A 17,697-nucleotide genomic window follows, 5' to 3' on the forward strand; every position below is an offset into this window, starting at 1 on the left:
GGTTAATGACGCATGAATGCATTCTCGCGGTGTCTCATGCCTAATGCGGAGGCGATCCGCCAGTTCCCTAGAGATTGCGAACGGCCTCCAAAACCTGCGCGGCGTGCCCGGAAACCTTCACCTTGCGCCAGATGTGGCGGATCACGCCTTCACCATCGATGACGAAGGTGGCGCGGTCGATGCCCATGTACTGACGGCCATAGAGGGTCTTTTCGATCCAGACGCCGTAGCTTTCGACCATCCCACCCTCGGGATCGGCGCCTAGCTCGACCTTGAGGTCATGCTTGGCGCGGAATTTCCCGTGCTTCTTGGCGGTGTCCTTGGACACGCCGACCACGACGGCGCCGGTCTTGGCGAAATCGTCGCGCAAGGCGGAGAAGTCGATCGCCTCGGTCGTGCAGCCGGGGGTGTCGTCCTTGGGATAGAAGTAGAGCACGACCGTCTTGCCCTTCAGCCCAGACAGGCTGACGCGGCCGGTGTCGGTCTCGAGGTCGAAATCGGGGGCGCGGTCGCCGATGTTCAAGTCAGGCATTTGCTTCTCACATCTTCCAGCCCCTCAACCGCTCACCCCGGCGTAGGCCGGGGTCCAGATGACGGGCTCGGAGCTCTATGATCTGGTTCCCGGCCTTCGCCGGGATGAGCGGAGTGAAGTTAGACCGGCTTCACCAGGACGATCTTCTTCTTGCCAGCGGCCAGCTTGATGACGCCGTCGACGAGGTCGACCTGGGTCACCATCTGGTTGGCGTCGGAGACGGCCTGGTCGTTCATGCGAACGCCGCCGCCCTGGGCTAGGCGACGAGCTTCGCCGCGCGAGCCGGCGAGGCCGGCGTCGGCGAACAGGGCCGCGAGCTGAACGCCCCCGGCCAGGGTCGCGGCCGGGATCTCGAAGGTCGGCAGGTCGGCGGAGACGCTGCCCTGTTCGAACAGCTTTTGAGCCGCGTCGCGAGCCGTGCGGGCGGCGTCTTCGCCGTGGGCCATGCGGGTGGCTTCGTCGGCCAGGACCTTCTTAGCGTCGTTGATGGCGGCGCCTTCAAGCGACTCCAGGCGGGCGATCTCGTCCAGGGGCAGGTCGGTGAACAGGCGCAGGAACTTGCCGACGTCGGCGTCCTCGGTGTTGCGCCAGAACTGCCAGTAGTCGTAGGGGCTCAGCTGTTCGGCGTTGAGCCAGACGGCGCCGGCGGCGGTCTTGCCCATCTTGGCGCCCGAGGCGGTCGTCAGCAGGGGCGTGGTCAGGCCGAAGGCGGGTTTCTGGTCCACGCGGCGGATCAGCTCCACCCCGTTGAGGATGTTCCCCCACTGGTCCGAGCCGCCCATCTGCAGCACGCAGCCGCGGGTGCGCTGCAGCTCCAGGAAGTCGGTGGCCTGCATCAACATGTAGTTGAATTCCAGGAAGGTCATCGGCTGCTCACGCTCGAGCCGCAGCTTGACGGAGTCGAAGGCCAGCATGCGGTTGACGGTGAAGTGGACGCCGAAATCGCGCAGGAACTGGATGTAGCCGAGCTTGGACAGCCACTCGTCGTTATCGACCATCACCGCATCGGTCGGCCCGTCGCCGAAGGTCAGGAACTTCGAGAAGACCTGCTTGATGCCGGCGATGTTGGCCTGGATGTCGGCGTCGGACAGCAGCTTGCGGCTTTCATCCTTGCCGGTGGGGTCGCCGACCTTGGTGGTGCCGCCGCCCATCAGGACGATGGGCTTGTGGCCGGCCTGCTGAAGGCGGCGCAGCATCATGATCTGGATCAGGCTGCCCACATGCAGGGACGGGGCCGTGGCGTCGAAGCCGATGTAGGCGGTGATGGTCCCCTTGGCCGCCGCCTCGTCCAGCTCCTCCGGATGGGTGATCTGGTGGATGTAGCCCCGCGCCTGCAGGGTCCGCAGGAAGTCGGACTTGAACGCGGGGTCGGCGGACATGGCTTTGCTCTCTTCAGTCTGGGTGCGCGCGTTTAGCACGGCTGGGGTGGGGAGGGATGTGGATTTCATGAGTCCGGGCTTGGTTTGAAGGCCGGAGACACGGGCTTTGTGATGACATGCCGCCGGCTGTTGGGCGGCAGGCAGGATCGCTGAGCCGCTCGCTAGGACTGCGAGCGGTAATAGAGGCCGGAAAGGGCGCGGCGAGCGATCATGGAAGCTAGCTACCTTTCGCGGAGAGTGGCAGTCAAGGCGCATGAAGGTTCTCGGATTCATGACGGGCACGTCCCTGGACGCCGTGGATATGGCGGTGCTGGAGACGGACGGCGAGGCGATCACCGCCTTCGGGCCGGCGGGCGAGCGCAAGCTGAGCGACGCGACGCGCGAACTGGTGCTGGCTGCGACGCACGACGCCCTGAAGTGGGAGCGGGGAACGCCGGAGCCGGAAAGCTTCGCCCCCGCGGCGACGGCCGTGGCGCAGGAGCATTTCGAGGCGGCGTCGAGCTTCATCGAGGAACACGGCCTGGCCTGGACCGAGTTCGACCTGATCGGCATGCACGGCCAGACCGTGCTGCACGAGCGGCCCAATGAAGAGCGGATCGGCCGGACGGTGCAGCTGGGCGACGCCCAGGCGCTGGCGGATCTGACCGGCGTTCCGGTGGCGTTCGATTTCCGCACCGCCGACGTGGCGGCCGGCGGGGAGGGGGCGCCGCTGGCCCCGATCTATCATCTGGCGCGGGCCAGGGCCGGGGGGCTGGAGCCGCCGGCGGCGATCCTGAACATCGGCGGGGTGGCTAATGTGACCCTGATCGACGCCGACGGGACCATGGTGGGCTTCGACACGGGCCCGGGCAACGGGATGATCGACCTGCTGATGCAGGAGCGCGGGGCGGGGCGGTTCGACGCCGGCGGCAAGTACGCCAGCGTCGGGGCGGTGGATGAGGCGGCGCTGAAGGCGATGCTGGCACATCCGTATTTCGAGGCGCCGCCGCCCAAATCGCTGGATCGCTATGACTTCTCGCTGGAGCCGGTGGAGGCCCTGCGGCTGGAGGATGCGGCGGCGACGCTGGTGGCGTTCACCGCGGCGGGCGTGGCCAAGGGCGTTGCGTACGCGCCCGTGCAGCCCCGGGCGCTGATCGTCTGTGGCGGCGGACGGCATAACCCTGTGCTGATGAAGGCGCTGGAGGCGGCCCTGCCCATGCCGGTGAAGACCGCCGAGGATCTGGAGTGGCGCGGGGATTCCATAGAGGCCGAGGCCTTCGCCTATCTGGCGGCGCGGACGGCACGGGACCTGCCAATCAGCTTTCCGGGGACCACGGGCGTGAAGGCGGCCATGACCGGCGGACGGATCGTAAGGCCGCGCTGAGGCCGGGAATGTCTCCAAAGTCCACGTCCCGTTTGTTTGTCGTTTGCGGCGCGCCTCTGAGGCGGCCGGCCGGCTCCTAGTCACAAGGGTAGCGCCGGGGTGAGGGGCGGGGAGAATTCGGAGCCTGGCGCTGGCGGCGCAAGGGGTAGGGCGGTGGCCGTGCGAGGATGGCGGGCGCGGCGCGGCGGCGAATTGAACGCTTGGGCGGTCCGCCGCGATGTATCCAATGTCTCCGCGAAGGGGCGCGGTTTCCCCTGAGTATCGGTCTCCAGAGTCTCCTGTCGGGCTGGGTCCTCCGACTAGTTTGAAGCACGCAGGGCGGTAGCTGAACCGGCCTTCATCAAGCTGAACCGAAGATAACGGCGGGCTCCAGTTGCGTTCAGCTTGGCCGCTCTAAGGTCGTCTCACTGGCTGATCAAACCCAGAGGGAGACCGATCATGACCGCCAAGACCACGATGAAGACCAAGACCCTGGCCGCTGTGACGGCCGCCTCGATCGCCGCCACGCTGGCGGTCTCGGCCGCGCCGACCCTGGCGAGCGCCCAGAACCTGAAGCCGGTGATCGGCTGCTCGGCCCCCGGCGGCAAGCAGGAGGGCGGCGCCCTGATCGGCGCGATCCTGGGCGGCGTCCTGGGCAGCAACCTGGCCAAGAACGACCGCGGCACGGGCACCGTCATCGGCGCCGTGGGCGGCGCGGCGGCGGGTTCGGCCATCGGCTGCAAGATGCAGGAGAAGCGGACCGCCAACGAATACGGCGGCACGTACAAGAGCGGCGGCTACAAGCTGGCGTCCTACGTCCAGCCGGCGCGCTTCGACGGCCTGAACGAGATGTACGTGGCGACCTCGACGGTCAATGTCCGGGCCGCGCCGACCACCCGGGCGGCCAAGACCACCTCGCTGACGCGGGGCCAGACCTTCAAGGCCATGGCTGTCGCGGACCGGGGCGAGTGGATCCTGGTGGGTCGTGACGGCGTCGGCATCGGCTACGTCCACGCCGACTACGTCCGGCCGCAGAACGGTGGCTATCGTTACGCCAGCTACTAAACCGGTTCATATGTACATATAAATTAGAGGAGGGCCCGGGTGGGAGAACCGCCCGGGTTTTTCTTGTTGTGCATGCTTCGAGACGCGCTGAGGCACTCAGGATCACGGGTTTCGGATGCATCTCGCTCGTCTCCGCCTCCCCAGGCCTTGTGCCTGGGGTCCCTGTTTCAGCGGGCAGGGCGTGGGCGGATGACTGGCTCGGAGCGGGAGGACGCAGGGACCCTCGCCACGAGGGCGAGGGAGGCGAGTTGGTGATCGTGCCTGTGCACTAAACCCCCCGTCATTCTAGGCCTTGCGCCTAGGACCCATATGCGGCTGAGCTTGAAGGTAAGCGTGGCGGAAGCTACCGCGCTCCATGCGTTGGAAGCGGAGTCTCTGGGCCCTAGGCACGAGGCCTAGGGTGACGGAGCTGGGTTATGCCCTCACGCCTTCTCCACAAAGCTGTCGATGACCTTTTTCTCGCCGGCCTTGTCGAAGGCGACGGTGAGTTTGTTGCCTTCGACGGCTTTGACGGCGCCGTAGCCGAACTTGACGTGGAAGACGCGGTCGCCGCGCTGGTAGGCGCCCGATGACGCCGAGGCGTCGGAGACGGCGACCAGCCGGCCGTCGCCTTCGATCACCGGACCGCGCGCGCCGGAGCCCGAGCGGACGAAGCCGGCGGAGCGGTCCTGGGCGCGTTTCCACCCCGGAGAGGTGTAGCCGGAGTTGAAGGTCGGCTGTTCGTCCCAGCGGCTGGCGGCTTGCTGCATGCCGGGGCCGCCGCCGTAATAGCCGGTCTCGGACCCCGCCTCGACATTGGCGATGGGCAGTTCGTCGACGAAGCGGCTGGGAAGCTGGCTGGTCCAGCGGCCATAGACCTGACGGTTGGCGGCGAAGGAGATGCGGGCTTCCTCGCGGGCGCGGGTGATGCCGACATAGGCCAGGCGGCGTTCCTCCTCGAGGCCCTTTTCGCCCTTTTCATCCATGCTGCGCTGGGACGGGAAGACGCCTTCCTCCCAGCCCGGCAGGAAGACCAGGGGGAATTCCAGGCCCTTGGCCGAGTGCAGCGTCATGATCTGGACGTTGTCGTCGCTGGACCCGCGGTCCAGGTCCATGACCAGGGAGACGTGCTCCAGATAGGCCTCGAGCGTGTCGAAGGCGGCCATGGACTGGACCAGTTCCTTGAGGTTTTCGAGGCGGGTCTGGCTTTGCGGGCCTTTGTCGGCGCGCAGCATGTCGGTGTAGCCGCTCTCCTCAAGCACCGTCTCCATGAGGCGGGCGTGGTCGAGGCTGTCCTTCATCGAACGCCAGCGGTCGATGTCGCGGATGAAGTTGGCCAGGGACGTGCGGGTCTTGGCGGCGATCTCGTCGGTGTGGACGACCCCGCGAGAGGCCATGGAGGCCGAGACGTTGTTGAGGCGCGCCACCTGCAGCAGCTTCTGCACCGTGGTGTCGCCGATGCCGCGCTTGGGGACGTTGACGATGCGCTCGAAGGCTAGATCGTCGTCTTCCGAATAGATCAGGCGCAGATAGGCGTGGGCGTCGCGGATCTCGGCCCGCTCGAAGAAGCGGGGCCCGCCGATGACGGTGTAGGGAATCTGCAGCAGGACGAAGCGCTCTTCGAAGCTGCGCATCTGGAAGGAGGCGCGCACGAGGATGGCGACGTCCTTGTACTTGCGGCCGCTTTTCTTCCAGCGCTCGATCTCGTCGGCGACGAGGCGGCTTTCGGCCTCGCCGTCCCAGACGCCCGCGACGCGGACCTTTTCGCCGTCATTGGCCTCGGTCCACAGGGTCTTGCCCAGGCGGCCCTTGTTGGCGGCGATGAGGCCCGAGGCGGCGGCCAGGATGTGGCTGGTGGAGCGGTAGTTGCGCTCAAGCTTGACGACCTTGGCGCCCGGAAAATCCCGCTCGAAGCGCAGGATGTTGTCCACCTCGGCGCCGCGCCAGCCGTAGATCGACTGGTCGTCGTCGCCCACGCAGCAGACGTTCTGGCGCTTCTGGGCCAGCAGGCGCAGCCACAGGTACTGGGCGACGTTGGTGTCCTGGTACTCGTCCACCAGGATGTATTTGAAGCGCTGGTGATAGTCCTCCAGCACATCCGGGTTGTTCATGAAGATGGTCAGGTTGTGCAGCAGCAGGTCGCCGAAATCGCAGGCGTTCAGGGTGCGCAGGCGGTCCTGGTACATGCGGTAGCAGACCGCGCCCTTGCCGTTGGCGAAGTGCTCGGCCTCGCCCGGGGGCAGCTTGTCGGGGGTCCAGCCGCGATTCTTCCAGTGGTCGATCTGGCCGGCCAGGGCGCGGGGCGTCCAGCGCTTGGGGTCGATGTTCTGGACTTCCAGCACCTGCTTGATCAGGCGTTCCTGGTCGTCGGTGTCGAGGATGGTGAAGTTGGACTTCAGACCCACCAGCTCGGCATGGCGGCGCAGGATCTGGGCGGCGACGGAGTGGAAGGTGCCCAGCCAGCGCAGGTCGGCGGCCTGGCCGCCGATGATGTGGCCGATCCGCTCACGCATCTCGCGGGCGGCCTTGTTGGTGAAGGTGACCGCCAGCAGCTCCCAAGGGCGGGCCTTGCCGGTGGCCAGGATGTGGGCGAGGCGGGTGGTCAGGACGCGGGTCTTGCCGGTGCCGGCGCCGGCCAGGACCAGAACGGGGCCGTCCGTCGCCTCGACCGCGGCGCGCTGCTCGGGGTTGAGGCCGTCCAGATACGAGCCCTGGGGCCCGTCGGCGCGGGCGAGGTCGGAGATGCGGACGGTGGGGAGGTCGGACACGGGCAGGGAAGCTCTCTGAATCAATAGAACATATGTAGCACAAACACCGCCCGGCTTAAGGGGAACGACGGCGGAGGGCAGCCGTTGGTTGGACGGAGGTGCGTCATGTCCAACCGATCAGAACCGGAACGCGAACGGCGGCGGCGAGTGCCGGGCCTGCTGTGGGGAATGCTGGGGGTGATCGTCGTGGGACTGATCGTCCTGTGGCTGGCCTTTTCATCGTCGCCCAAGCCCATGGCCACGACGACCACGATACCGCCCAACGCCCAGCCGGCGCCTATTCCCGAGCCGAGCCGTCCGGTCCAGCGCTAGCCAGGGCGCGGTTGAGGGCGAAGACCCGACAGGCGGAGGCGAGGGGGCGTTTCCCGCGCCCCGCGTCGATACGAAGCAGGAGGGCGGCCATGCTGGCCTCCTCGCGCGCCGCTTCGTCCAGAACCGCCCAGAACTCGGGCTCAAGGGCCAGAGAGGTGGCATGTCCGGACAGGTTCACCGAGCGTTTGGAAAGACCGGCCAAGATCGCCTCGACTTGAAAGATGGTGACGCCCGCGTCATTTTCCTGGGCGAGCGGAGGACTGTTTATGGATGTAGCCGCCCAACTTGCAAGACGGCCCACCAGCCGCGCGACGCCGGGGCGCTTCGAGATGCAGCCGCTGCGCGCGCTGCAGGCCATGCGTCGGCTTATCGCCGACAAGGAAGACACCCAGCAGGTGTTCGAGATCATGCGCGCCCTGTCGGGCAAGACGATCCCGCGCGGCTACCGACGCCTGCTGTCCACGCCCAAGGGCGGATACATCGCCTATCAGCGCGAGGAGTTCGCCGACCGGCTGTCGGATCAGGCGTGGCTGAACAGCTTTGGGCCCGGGACGGTGGGTGCGGCCTATCGCGACTTCATCGCGCCGCGCGGGTTGTCGGCCGAAGGGCTGGCGGACGAGAGCCGCAAGGTGGCCGACAATGACGTGGACGCGGCGCACCCCTATGCCTGGTTCGGCCGGCGGGTGCGGGATGTGCATGACGTCTGGCATGTGCTGACGGGCTACGGCACCGACGGCATGGGCGAGGTGTGCGTGGTGGCGTTCTCCTACGCCCAGAGCCGGAGTCTGGGCTTCGCCTTCATCGCCGCCGCCGGCGCGCGGGAGTTCGAGAAGCTGAAGCTGGGCCACCCCTATTATCGCGCGGCGTGGCAGGCCTATCGCAACGGGCGCAAGGCAGCATGGCTGGCGGGCGAGGATTATCACGCCCTGTTCGCCGAGGACCTGGAAGCGGCGCGGCGGCGGCTGAACATCGCGCCGCCCACGCTCTATCTGTCGATCCCGGCCGAGGCCGCGATCCGGCCGTGAAAGCGTTGGCCGCCTAGTCGTCCTTGTCGCGCCGGGCCTGATCGAGGTCGCGGTCGGCCTTTTTCGCGCGAGCCTGTTCCAGCGACCTGTCGGCCTTGGTGCGACCGAAGCGGACGCGGTTCTCGACGGCGGCGGTCTTGCCCGCCTCCTTGGCCTTGGCCTTGCGCGCCTTGTTGAGATTGATGACCTCGGCCACGTCAGAGACCCTTGGCGGGGCTGACGACCAGGACCGATTCCAGGCGCAGGGCCTGGCCCTTGGCTATGGGGAAGGGCGCGCGGCCGGGGAAGACGCAGTTCTGCATCGACAGCGACTTGCGCAAAATCCAACTGGTGACCGGCTTGTCCTGGGCCTTGCAGCCGACGTGGATAGTCCAGGCCGGATAGCCGGCCTCCCTGGGCCATTCCAGCGCCATGACGCCGCCGGCCTCCACCGCTTCGTTCCGTGGGGTCACCGGTTTGCCGTCCGAGACGAAGGACAGGGCGTCGGGCCGGACAGTGCGGATCGAGAAGCCGCCATAGCCTTTGACGTCATCGCTGCCGCCCAGGGCGAAGCCGTCAACGGTCGGCATGATCGTGGTGTCGAAATCGATCCGCCGGGCGCCCTCGGCGGCCAGGGGGCGGGGTGTGACCTTGGTCACCTCATGAGCGATGGTCGCGCCCTTGGCGTCGAGCCAGTCGACCTTCACGGTCAGGGCGCCGTCAGCGAAGGCCCGCTCGGTGGTGCGAAAGCCCAGGCCTTGCATGAACCAGCCGTCGCCGACCGAGGCGCCGCTGGCCAAGACCTGATGCCAGCTCCAGAACACGCCGCGATGGTGGATGTGGTCGACGGGCTTTTCCTCGGTCAGGACGGTCCCGTCCGGCGCATAGAGCGGATGGACGAAGTTCAGCCGCCCCGGATCCGCCGGGTCGGCGGCCTTGGTGCGGTAGAAGAGGACGGGCTTGCCCGCATCGGTGATGGTGACGCCGTCGTCGGCCATGGAGGCGGCGATCTGGGCGAAGGCGGGAGCGGCCGTGGTGACGGCGGCGGCGAAGGCGAGGGAAGCTAACAGACGCATGGGCTGACGATGCCGGTTTGGCCGCTAAGGTTCAACGACGATTGAAACCCGCACTCCGCGAGATCGTTGGAAGACGCGACGGGCCGCCCCCGAGGCCTGCAAAGGAGACACCCAAATGATCAGCCCCGCCCAAATCCGCGAACACTTCGAAGTCGTCGGTTCGGATGACAAGCATGTCGGTCGCGTCGATCACGTGATCGGCCAGGAGATCGAACTGGCCAAGCTGGACCTTGGCTCCGGCTTCAAGCACCACATGATCCCGCTGTCGTGGGTCGAATATGTGGATGAGGCCGAGGAAAAGGTCCGCCTGAACCTGACGCAGGATCAGGCCAAGGTCCAGTGGCGCGAGAAGCACTAGGTTTCCCGCCCCCGATAGGAAAAAGGCCCGCTTCGCAGCGGGCCTTTTGTTTTAGCGGACCGAGGCGCAGAAGCGCTGGATGCGGCCGCAGGCGTCTTCGAGCACCTCGTTGGAGGTGGCGTAGGAGATGCGGAAGAAGGGCGACAGGCCAAAGGCCGCGCCGTGAACCACGGCCACGCCCTCGGCCTCCAGCAGCTCGACGGCGAAGTCCTCGTCCGAATTGATCACCTTGCCGCTGGGCGCGGTCTTGCCCAGCAGGCCGGCGCAGGACGGATAGACATAGAAGGCGCCTTCCGGCGTCGCGCACTGGATGCCGGTGGCCTGGTTCAGCATTGAGACCACCAGGTCGCGGCGCCCCTGGAACAACTTCTGGTTCGGCTTGATGAAGTCCTGCGGGCCGTTCAGGGCCTCCACCGCCGCATGTTGCGAGATCGAGCAGGGATTGGAGGTGGTCTGGCTGATCATCTTGGCCATGGCCTTGATCAGGGCTTCCGGACCCGCGGCGTAACCGATCCGCCAGCCGGTCATGGCGTAGGCCTTGGAGACCCCGTTCATGGTCAGGGTGCGGTCGTAGAGCCTGGGCTCCACCTGGGCGATGGTGAAGAACTCGAAGTCGTCGAACACCAGGTGCTCGTACATGTCGTCGGTCAGGACCCAGACATGCGGGTGGCGCAGCAGCACATCGGCGATCGCCTGCAGGTCGGCCTTGGTGTAGGCGCCGCCCGAGGGGTTCGAGGGCGAGTTGAGGATCAGCCAGCGGGTCTTGGGCGTGATCGCCGCTTCCAGCGCCGCCGGTTCCAGCTTGAAGCCGTTGTCGGCGCGGGTCTCGATGGAGACCGGCGTGCCGCCGGCCAGAAGCACCATGTCCGGATAGGACACCCAGTAGGGCGCGGGAATCACCACCTCGTCGCCCGGGTTCAGGGTGGCGACCAGGGCGTTGTAGATCACCGGCTTGCCGCCCGGGGCCACGTGGACCTGGCTGGGCTTGTAGGTCAGGCCGTTCTCACGGGCGAACTTGGCGCAGATCGCCTCCTTCAGCGCCGGCATGCCGTCGGGGTCGGTGTACTTGGTCTTGCCGTCCTGGATGGCCTTGATGGCCGCCGCCTTGACGTTGTCCGGGGTGTCGAAGTCGGGCTCGCCGGCGGAAAGCGCGATGACATTGCGGCCGGCGGCTTGCAGCGCCCGCGCCTTGGCGCTGATGGCGATGGTGGCCGAGGGCGCGATGCGGCGCAGGGCGGCGGATTCGATGGACATGGCGGTTCAGGGCTCCCCTGGGAGGTTTCAGGATTGCGGGGGTGTTTACGCGCCGTCGTGCTGCGGCGCAACGAATGGAACCCGATCCATAGCGACCCCTTCTTTCAATGGCTCAGTGGAGGGACCGCCATGCAACATCGTCATCTGGCCTGGATGGGGGCCGCCTTGCTGCTGGCGGCCTGCAACGACACCCCGCCCCAAGACGCCGGCGCTTCGCAGGCCACATCTTCGCCCGTGACGTCCGACCAGGCGCCGACGGAGGCGCCGTCGGTGGCCGTCACTCCCCGCTTTGTCGGCCGATGGGCCGCGGCCAAGACCGCCTGCGGCCACGAGGCGTGGAAGTTCGAGGCCCGTGGCGTGTCCACGCCGGGCGAAGTCTCCTGCACGTTCAACGAGGTGCGCGAGGCGTCCGGCGGTTTTGATATCAAGGCGACCTGCTCGGCCGAGGGGCAGGCGGCCGACGGAGACCTGCGCCTGCGGTTCATGGACGTCACCGAGGCCATGAAGGTCGAGGGCGGCCCGTACGACTGGAAGGCCGATCTGGTTTATTGCGGGCGATAGAGCTGGCTTGACCCGTCGCGGCGGATCGGCGAGGCCATGGCCATGCGCCGCCTGATCGACTTCGTAATGAACATGGACGCCCGCGCCTGGCGGGCGCTGGCGGTGTCCTTCGTCCTGTTCGGCGGCGTGGGCGTGGTTTTCCTGTTCGGGGCGTCGGTGCTGGGATTCTCCGGCGAGGCTACGGTCGAGCAGTGGATGGGTTCGGCCCATGGGATCTGGGGCCTGCCGGTGGCGGTGTTCGCCTTCGCGGCGCTGGCCTTCCTGGGGGTGCCGCAGTTTGTGCTGATCGCCGCGGCGGTCGTGGCTTTCGGCGCCTGGACCGGTTTCGCCTATAGCTGGATCGGCACCATGGTCAGCGCCGTGGTCGGTTTCTGGCTGGGGCGGCTGTTCGGCGGGCGTCTGTTGCGCGACATCCCGGGAGACGGGGTGAAGGGGTTCATGCGCCTGATCGGGCGTAACGGGTTCCTGGCCAGCCTGATCGTGCGGCTGGTGCCGTCGGCGCCGTTCATCGTCGTCAACATGGCGGCGGGTGTCACGCCGATGCGGTTCTGGCACTTTCTGGTCGGGACGGGGATCGGGATCATCCCGAAGATCGCCCTGACCGCTTTCGCCGGCAATTCCATCGTCCAGGCGATGCAGGGCGGCGGCATGCGCCATGTGGGGCTGCTGATCGGGGTGGCCGCCCTGTGGATCGCCCTGGGCTGGGCGGCGCGCCGCTGGCTCAAGAGCCGCGAGCAGGACTGACGGGGTGTAGCCGGCGCAGAGTTTCGGCCGTCTGGGCGTCAGCGGGGAAGAAGGACTCGATCGCCAGCTCCGACAGGGTGATGTCCACCGGCGTGCCGAACACGGTGATGGTGCTGATGAACGACAGCACGCCCGCCTCGGTTTCGATCAACAGGGGCACGGCCACGCCCCCGAAGTCGCTGGCCGGCGCCCTATGAAGCGAGGGCGCCGGGGCGGGGTAGGCGGCCAGTTCGTCGTGCAGTTCGACCAAGCCCTGGTCGCCGCTGACCTCGATCTGACGCCGCAGGCGCTCCAGGACATGCGCGCGCCACTCGCCGTAGTTGATGACACGTGGCGCGACACCGCGCGGGTGCAGGCTGAGCCGCAGGACATTCACGGGCGGCTCCAGCAGGACAGGATCGTCCACCTGCATCAACAGGGCGACGGCGGCGTTGGCTGAGACCAGGTTCCAGGCTCGATCGACCGCGATGGCGGGATAAGGGGCGTGCCCCTCCAGAATCCGCTCGACCGCCCGCCGCGCCGCAGCCATGGCGGGGTCGTCCAAGTTCCGCTCGGAGAAGACGGGAGCGAATCCGGCGGCGACCAGCAGGGCGTTGCGCTCGCGCATGGGGACCTCAAGGCAGCCGGCCAGGCGCAGAACCATGTCGCGGCTGGGCTGGGCGCGGCCCGTCTCCATGAAGCTGAGGTGGCGGGTGGATATCTCGGCCTCAAGGGCCAGGTCGAGCTGGCTGAGGCGGCGGCGCTGACGCCAGTTGCGGATCTGGTCGCCGACAGAGGACTGCATCGGGGTCATTGGGGGAGAATAGCGTGGCGGTGAGGCTTGCCCATTACCTGGCACGTAATCGACCCGCCTCGGCGACGGGGCGAGATTTTGGATCACGGACATCCCGTCCGACCATCCAAGGAGAACCCTATGTCCGCCATCGCTTCCCCTTTCCTGCGCAAGGTCTTGGCGCTGGACGCCGTGGCCAGCGGCGCGACCGGCGTGTTGCTAGCTTTCGGCGCGGGTCCGTTGTCGGGCCTGCTGGGCCTGTCGCCGATGTTGATGCGGCCCGCTGGGCTGTTCCTGGCGCCGTACGCCCTGCTTGTCGCGTGGATGGCCAGCCGCCAAAGCCTGCCACGCGGGGCGGTGTGGGCGGTTGTCATCGCTAACGCGGTCTGGGTGATAGAGAGCGTGATCCTCATCGCCGCAGGCTGGGTCCAGCCGACTCTGCTCGGCGCGCTGTTCATCTGCGCCCAAGCCGCGGTGGTCGCCACATTCGGCCTGCTTCAGTTCGCGGCCCTGCGCCACAATCGCTCGGTGGCGGCGATTTAGGGAACGATCTTGCTGAAATGGCGACGAGAAGCGCAGATTGGCGCATTCCTGTTGCGCGAGGGGTCTGGAATCGATAGAGAAAGCCCCATGTGCCGCGACCGCGACAACCTGCTGCTTCTTGCGCTGGGGCTTAGCCGCCCCTGGGCCGCCGTTTAGCCGCGCGCACCTTTCGCGGCCGGTCGCTCAGGGGCGTTTCGAGTAGTCATCACCCCCAGCCGCCGACCTTCGAAAGACCATCCCATGACCGCCCCCGTATCGAGCGTAAAGCGCGACCAAGTCATCATCTTCGACACCACCATGCGTGACGGCGAGCAATCGCCCGGCGCGTCCATGTCGCTGGAAGAGAAGCTGGAGCTGGCCAAGATCATGGAGGAGATGGGCGTCGATGTGATCGAGGCCGGCTTCCCCATCGCCTCCAACGGCGACTTCGAGGCGGTTCGCGAGGTCTCCAAGCTGGTGACCGAGAGCGTCATCGCCGGCCTGGCTCGCGCCGCCGCCGCCGACATCGAGCGCTGCGCCGAGGCGATCCGCCCGGCCAAGCGTGGCCGCATCCACACCTTCCTGTCCACCAGCCCGCAGCACCGCGACCATATCCTGCGCATGTCGATCGAGGACGTGATCGATGCGACGACCAAGTCGGTGACCATGGCCCGCAACCTGTGCGGCGACGTGGAATGGTCGGCCCAGGACGCCACCCGCACCGAGCGCGACGTGCTGCGCCGCTGCGTCGAGGCGGCGATCAAGGCCGGGGCGACGACGATCAACATCCCCGACACCGTCGGCTATACCTATCCGGATGAGTACGCGGCGATCTTCCGCGACCTGATCGAGAACGTGCCGAGGGCCGACGCGGTGATCTTCTCGGCCCACTGCCATAACGACCTGGGCCTGGCGACGGCCAACAGCCTGGCGGCCCTGGCCGGCGGCGCGCGCCAGATCGAGTGCGCCATTAATGGCATCGGCGAGCGCGCCGGCAATACCGCTCTGGAAGAGGTGGTCATGGCCCTGAAGGTCCGTGGCCAGACCCTGCCATACGAGACCCGCATCGATCCGGTGCATATCACCCGCGCCAGCCGCTATGTCTCGGCGATCACGGGCTTTCCGGTGCAGTACAACAAGGCCATCGTCGGCAAGAACGCCTTCGCCCACGAGAGCGGCATCCACCAGGACGGGATGCTGAAGAACGCCGAGACCTACGAAATCATGCGTCCCGAGGACGTGGGGCAGGGCGCCACCAACCTGGTGATGGGCAAGCATTCCGGCCGTCACGCCTTCCGCGAGAAGCTGAAGGCCCTGGGTTACGAGCTGGGCCAGAACGCCCTGAACGACGCCTTCACGCGGTTCAAGGAACTGGCCGACAAGAAGAAGCACGTCTTCGACGACGACATCGTCGCCCTGGTGGATGACGCCCTGGCGCGCGGCTCGGAGAAGATCAAGGTCGAGCGCCTGCGCGTGGTGGCCGGCACCGACGGCCAGTCGGCCGAGCTGACCCTGGACGTGGACGGCGAAGTCAGGACCGCCGAAGCCACCGGCGACGGCCCGGTGGATGCGGTGTTCAACGCCATCCACGAGATCGTGCCGCACAGCGCCGCCCTGCGCCTGTTCCAGGTTCACGCGGTGACCGAGGGGACGGACGCCCAGGCCCAGGTCTCGGTGCGTCTGGAGGAGGATGGCCGCATCGCCACGGGCCAGGCCGCCGACACCGACACCCTGACCGCCTCGGCCAAGGCCTATGTGAACGCCCTGAACAACCTGTTCGCGCGGCGTGAGAAGGCGCGGCCCGAAACGGCCATCGCCAGCGGCTTCTAGGCTGGCCGCGCCACGCGGCGCGGTCTAAGCCCCGATTCACATGCTCTGGATTCCCATAACCGTGGGCGCGGCGGCCCTGCAGGTCGCCCGCAACGCCGCGCAACGCTCGGTCATGACCGGAGCGGGGCCATGGGGCGCCACGCTGGTGCGTTTCCTGTTCGGCCTGCCGTTCGCGCTGGTCTTTGTCGGCGTGCTCTGGCTGCTGACGCCGGGCGCGCGGTTCCACCCCTCCGCTTCGTTCTTCACCGCCTGCGCGGCGGGGGCGGCGCTGCAGATGGCGGCGACGGCCTCGATGCTGACGGCCATGCACCGCTCTTCCTTCGCCCTGGGAACGGCCATGCAGCAAAGCGGGCTGCCGTTCGCCCTGGTGTGGGGCGTGCTGTTCTTTGGCGACCATGTAGGGCCGGTCGTCTGGTTGGGCGGGGCCATCGCCACCGTGGGGCTTACGGCGCTGTCCTGGCCGCGCGACGGTGGTGTGCATATGCAGCGTGGGGCGTTGCTGTTCGGCCTGGGGTCGGGGGCCATGTTCGCGCTGAGCGCCAATTTCTTTCGGCAGGGGGCGCTGGCCCTGGAGCCGGCGCATCCAGTCCTGTCGGCCTTCGCCACCGTGGCCGTGGTGCAGGCGATTCAGACGGTGAGCCTGACCTCCTGGCTGCTGGCCACCAACCGAACGGCGGTGATCGCCGTGATCGCGGCCTGGCGTCGCTCGTTGGGCGCGGGGTTTTGCGGCGCGGCGGCGTCGGGCCTGTGGTTCACGGCCATGGCGCTCAGTCCCGTGGGGCCGGTGAGGGCGGTGGGCGTGGTCGAGATGCCTATCGCGGCGCTGGTTGGACGACGCCTGTTCGCTGAACGGCTGAGCTTGTGGCAGTGGGGCTGCGGCGCGCTGACGGCCCTGGGGGTAGCGCTCGCAGCGACGGGATGATGAACGGCCGCGCCGATAGGCCTTGAAATCAACTCACTAGCAGGGCAAACGAAGCGAGTTCGGCGGGCCTTAGGGTGAGTCTGGCGATGGCGCGGCCGGGGGGCTTGCGCTTCCGCGGCGACCTGACGTCAGCAGGACAAATAAGTTTCGCCCGTCGCCAAAATCCCCAGTTCCAGGGCCCTCGATGTTCTCATCCCTCTTCGGCGTGATCTCCAACGACATCGCCATCGATCTCGGCACCGCCAACACCCTCATCTATCAGAAGGGCAAAGGCATCGTGCTGAACGAGCCCAGCGTTGTCGCGCTGCGCAATGTCGGCGGCCGCAAGACCGTCCACGCCGTCGGCATCGAGGCCAAGCAGATGCTGGGCCGCACGCCGGGCCACATGGAGGCCATCCGCCCCATGCGCGACGGGGTCATCGCCGACTTCGAAGTCGCCGAAGAGATGATCAAGTACTTCATCCGCAAGGTTCACAACCGGAAGGGCTTTGTGAATCCCAAGGTGATCGTGTGTGTGCCGTCGGGCGCCACCGCGGTCGAACGCCGCGCCATCAATGATTCCTGCCTGAACGCCGGCGCGCGCCGCGTCGGCCTGATCGACGAGCCCATGGCCGCGGCCATCGGCGCCGGCCTGCCTATCCACGAGCCGACCGGCTCGATGGTCGTCGACATCGGCGGCGGCACCACCGAAGTGGCCGTGCTGTCGCTGTCGGGCATCGTCTATTCGCGTTCGGTCCGCGTCGGCGGCGACAAGATGGACGAGGCGATCATCAGCTACATGCGTCGCCACCATAACCTTCTGATCGGCGAAACCACCGCCGAGCGCATCAAGAAGGAGATCGGCACCGCCCGGGCGCCGGCCGATGGCGAAGGCCTGTCGATCGACGTGAAGGGCCGCGACCTGATGCAGGGCGTGCCCCGCGAAGTGCGCATCAGCGAAAAGCAGGCGGCGGACGCCCTGTCCGAACCCGTCGGCCAGATCGTCGAAGCGGTGAAGGTGGCTCTGGAAGCCACTCCGCCGGAACTGGCCAGCGACATCGCCGACAAGGGCATCATGCTCACCGGCGGCGGCGCCCTGCTGCGCGGCCTGGACGCCGAGATCCGCGACCACACCGGCCTGCCGGTGACCGTGGCCGACGATCCGCTGTCGTGCGTGGCGCTGGGCTGCGGCAAGGTGCTCGAGCATCCCAAGTGGATGAAGGGCGTCCTGGAATCGACGCTCGCCTAAACGCGAGCCGCCGCTGCGCAGCGCCCGCAATGCGGGCTACACTGACAGC

Annotated in this window: 19 protein-coding genes; 11 read left to right on the forward strand and 8 right to left on the reverse strand. The window is 67.3% G+C overall.

All coding sequences use genetic code 11. The features are described 5' to 3' along the window. Positions 1 to 67: 67 nt before the first annotated feature. Together O5K31_RS08600 and tyrS are read right to left on the reverse strand one after the other, a co-directional pair. Positions 68 to 532 carry a peroxiredoxin gene (locus tag O5K31_RS08600; protein WP_269716884.1) on the reverse strand — a complete coding sequence of 155 codons (465 nt, stop codon included), beginning with the start codon at positions 530 to 532 and terminating at the stop codon, positions 68 to 70. A gap of 119 nt (positions 533 to 651) precedes the next feature. Next, positions 652 to 1,980 (reverse strand): tyrosine--tRNA ligase, encoded by a 1,329-nt coding sequence (tyrS, locus tag O5K31_RS08605; RefSeq protein ID WP_269716885.1) that lies wholly within the window; start codon positions 1,978 to 1,980, stop codon positions 652 to 654. Between the two features lie 184 nt (positions 1,981 to 2,164). On the opposite strand from tyrS, the gene O5K31_RS08610 reads away from it, so the two are divergent. Together O5K31_RS08610 and O5K31_RS08615 are read left to right on the forward strand one after the other, a co-directional pair. Then, positions 2,165 to 3,274 (forward strand): anhydro-N-acetylmuramic acid kinase, encoded by a 1,110-nt coding sequence (locus O5K31_RS08610; protein ID WP_269716886.1) that lies wholly within the window; start codon positions 2,165 to 2,167, stop codon positions 3,272 to 3,274. A 438-nt stretch (positions 3,275 to 3,712) separates the two neighbouring features. Continuing rightward, entirely contained in the window at positions 3,713 to 4,318 is a 606-nt protein-coding gene (locus tag O5K31_RS08615; protein WP_269716887.1) for an SH3 domain-containing protein, read from the forward strand. Between the two features lie 422 nt (positions 4,319 to 4,740). Here O5K31_RS08615 and O5K31_RS08620 read toward each other — a convergent pair whose 3' ends face one another. Beyond that, positions 4,741 to 7,089, reverse strand: a complete 2,349-nt coding sequence (locus O5K31_RS08620; protein ID WP_269716888.1) for an ATP-dependent helicase — start codon at positions 7,087 to 7,089, stop codon at positions 4,741 to 4,743. Between the two features lie 81 nt (positions 7,090 to 7,170). Between O5K31_RS08620 and O5K31_RS08625 the strand changes: the two genes are divergently transcribed. Beyond that, positions 7,171 to 7,377, forward strand: coding sequence for a hypothetical protein (locus O5K31_RS08625; protein WP_269716889.1), 207 nt, complete (start codon positions 7,171 to 7,173; stop codon positions 7,375 to 7,377). Here O5K31_RS08625 and O5K31_RS08630 read toward each other — a convergent pair. Further along, on the reverse strand, positions 7,343 to 7,579 hold the full coding sequence (locus tag O5K31_RS08630) for a ribbon-helix-helix domain-containing protein (RefSeq protein WP_269716890.1): 237 nt from the start codon (positions 7,577 to 7,579) through the stop codon (positions 7,343 to 7,345). The two genes, O5K31_RS08625 and O5K31_RS08630, sit on opposite strands and share 35 nt — an antisense overlap. 127 nt (positions 7,580 to 7,706) lie before the next feature. Between O5K31_RS08630 and O5K31_RS08635 the strand changes: the two genes are divergently transcribed. Next, a complete protein-coding gene (locus O5K31_RS08635; protein ID WP_269716891.1) occupies positions 7,707 to 8,402 on the forward strand; it encodes a Coq4 family protein in 696 nt (231 codons plus the stop codon). A 13-nt stretch (positions 8,403 to 8,415) separates the two neighbouring features. Here O5K31_RS08635 and O5K31_RS08640 read toward each other — a convergent pair whose 3' ends face one another. Both O5K31_RS08640 and O5K31_RS08645 read right to left on the reverse strand, forming a co-directional pair. Then, entirely contained in the window at positions 8,416 to 8,598 is a 183-nt protein-coding gene (locus O5K31_RS08640) for a DUF4169 family protein (protein ID WP_269716892.1), read from the reverse strand. Between the two features lies 1 nt (position 8,599). After that, on the reverse strand, positions 8,600 to 9,457 hold the full coding sequence (locus O5K31_RS08645) for a DUF6807 family protein (protein WP_269716893.1): 858 nt from the start codon (positions 9,455 to 9,457) through the stop codon (positions 8,600 to 8,602). Positions 9,458 to 9,572: 115 nt separating this feature from the next. Between O5K31_RS08645 and O5K31_RS08650 the strand changes: the two genes are divergently transcribed. After that, on the forward strand, positions 9,573 to 9,815 hold the full coding sequence (locus tag O5K31_RS08650) for a DUF2171 domain-containing protein (RefSeq protein ID WP_269716894.1): 243 nt from the start codon (positions 9,573 to 9,575) through the stop codon (positions 9,813 to 9,815). A 51-nt stretch (positions 9,816 to 9,866) separates the two neighbouring features. Here O5K31_RS08650 and O5K31_RS08655 read toward each other — a convergent pair whose 3' ends face one another. Further along, on the reverse strand, positions 9,867 to 11,069 hold the full coding sequence (locus tag O5K31_RS08655) for a pyridoxal phosphate-dependent aminotransferase (RefSeq protein WP_269716895.1): 1,203 nt from the start codon (positions 11,067 to 11,069) through the stop codon (positions 9,867 to 9,869). 129 nt (positions 11,070 to 11,198) lie between these two features. Here O5K31_RS08655 and O5K31_RS08660 point away from each other — a divergent pair, with 129 nt between their 5' ends. Together O5K31_RS08660 and O5K31_RS08665 are read left to right on the forward strand one after the other, a co-directional pair. After that, positions 11,199 to 11,630: a hypothetical protein gene (locus O5K31_RS08660; protein WP_269716896.1), complete on the forward strand. Its 432-nt coding sequence runs from the start codon at positions 11,199 to 11,201 to the stop codon at positions 11,628 to 11,630. Positions 11,631 to 11,672: 42 nt separating this feature from the next. Continuing rightward, entirely contained in the window at positions 11,673 to 12,374 is a 702-nt protein-coding gene (locus O5K31_RS08665) for a TVP38/TMEM64 family protein (protein WP_269717029.1), read from the forward strand. On the opposite strand, the gene O5K31_RS08670 is transcribed toward O5K31_RS08665, so the two are convergent. After that, entirely contained in the window at positions 12,352 to 13,158 is an 807-nt protein-coding gene (locus O5K31_RS08670) for a helix-turn-helix transcriptional regulator (protein WP_269716897.1), read from the reverse strand. The two genes, O5K31_RS08665 and O5K31_RS08670, sit on opposite strands and share 23 nt — an antisense overlap. Before the next feature lie 129 nt (positions 13,159 to 13,287). Between O5K31_RS08670 and O5K31_RS08675 the strand changes: the two genes are divergently transcribed. The 4 genes from O5K31_RS08675 to O5K31_RS08690 all read left to right on the forward strand — a co-directional run bounded on the left by O5K31_RS08675 (position 13,288) and on the right by O5K31_RS08690 (position 17,648). Continuing rightward, positions 13,288 to 13,689: a hypothetical protein gene (locus O5K31_RS08675; protein ID WP_269716898.1), complete on the forward strand. Its 402-nt coding sequence runs from the start codon at positions 13,288 to 13,290 to the stop codon at positions 13,687 to 13,689. A gap of 240 nt (positions 13,690 to 13,929) precedes the next feature. Further along, positions 13,930 to 15,498, forward strand: coding sequence for a 2-isopropylmalate synthase (locus tag O5K31_RS08680; protein WP_269716899.1), 1,569 nt, complete (start codon positions 13,930 to 13,932; stop codon positions 15,496 to 15,498). Between the two features lie 40 nt (positions 15,499 to 15,538). After that, on the forward strand, positions 15,539 to 16,420 hold the full coding sequence (locus O5K31_RS08685; RefSeq protein WP_269716900.1) for a DMT family transporter: 882 nt from the start codon (positions 15,539 to 15,541) through the stop codon (positions 16,418 to 16,420). 184 nt (positions 16,421 to 16,604) lie between these two features. Next, complete coding sequence (locus O5K31_RS08690; RefSeq protein ID WP_269716901.1) at positions 16,605 to 17,648, forward strand: rod shape-determining protein; 1,044 nt, start codon at positions 16,605 to 16,607, stop codon at positions 17,646 to 17,648. Positions 17,649 to 17,697: the final 49 nt, after the last annotated feature.

It is taken from the genome of Caulobacter sp. NIBR2454 (assembly GCF_027474405.1).
Classification (GTDB): Bacteria; Pseudomonadota; Alphaproteobacteria; order Caulobacterales; family Caulobacteraceae; genus Caulobacter.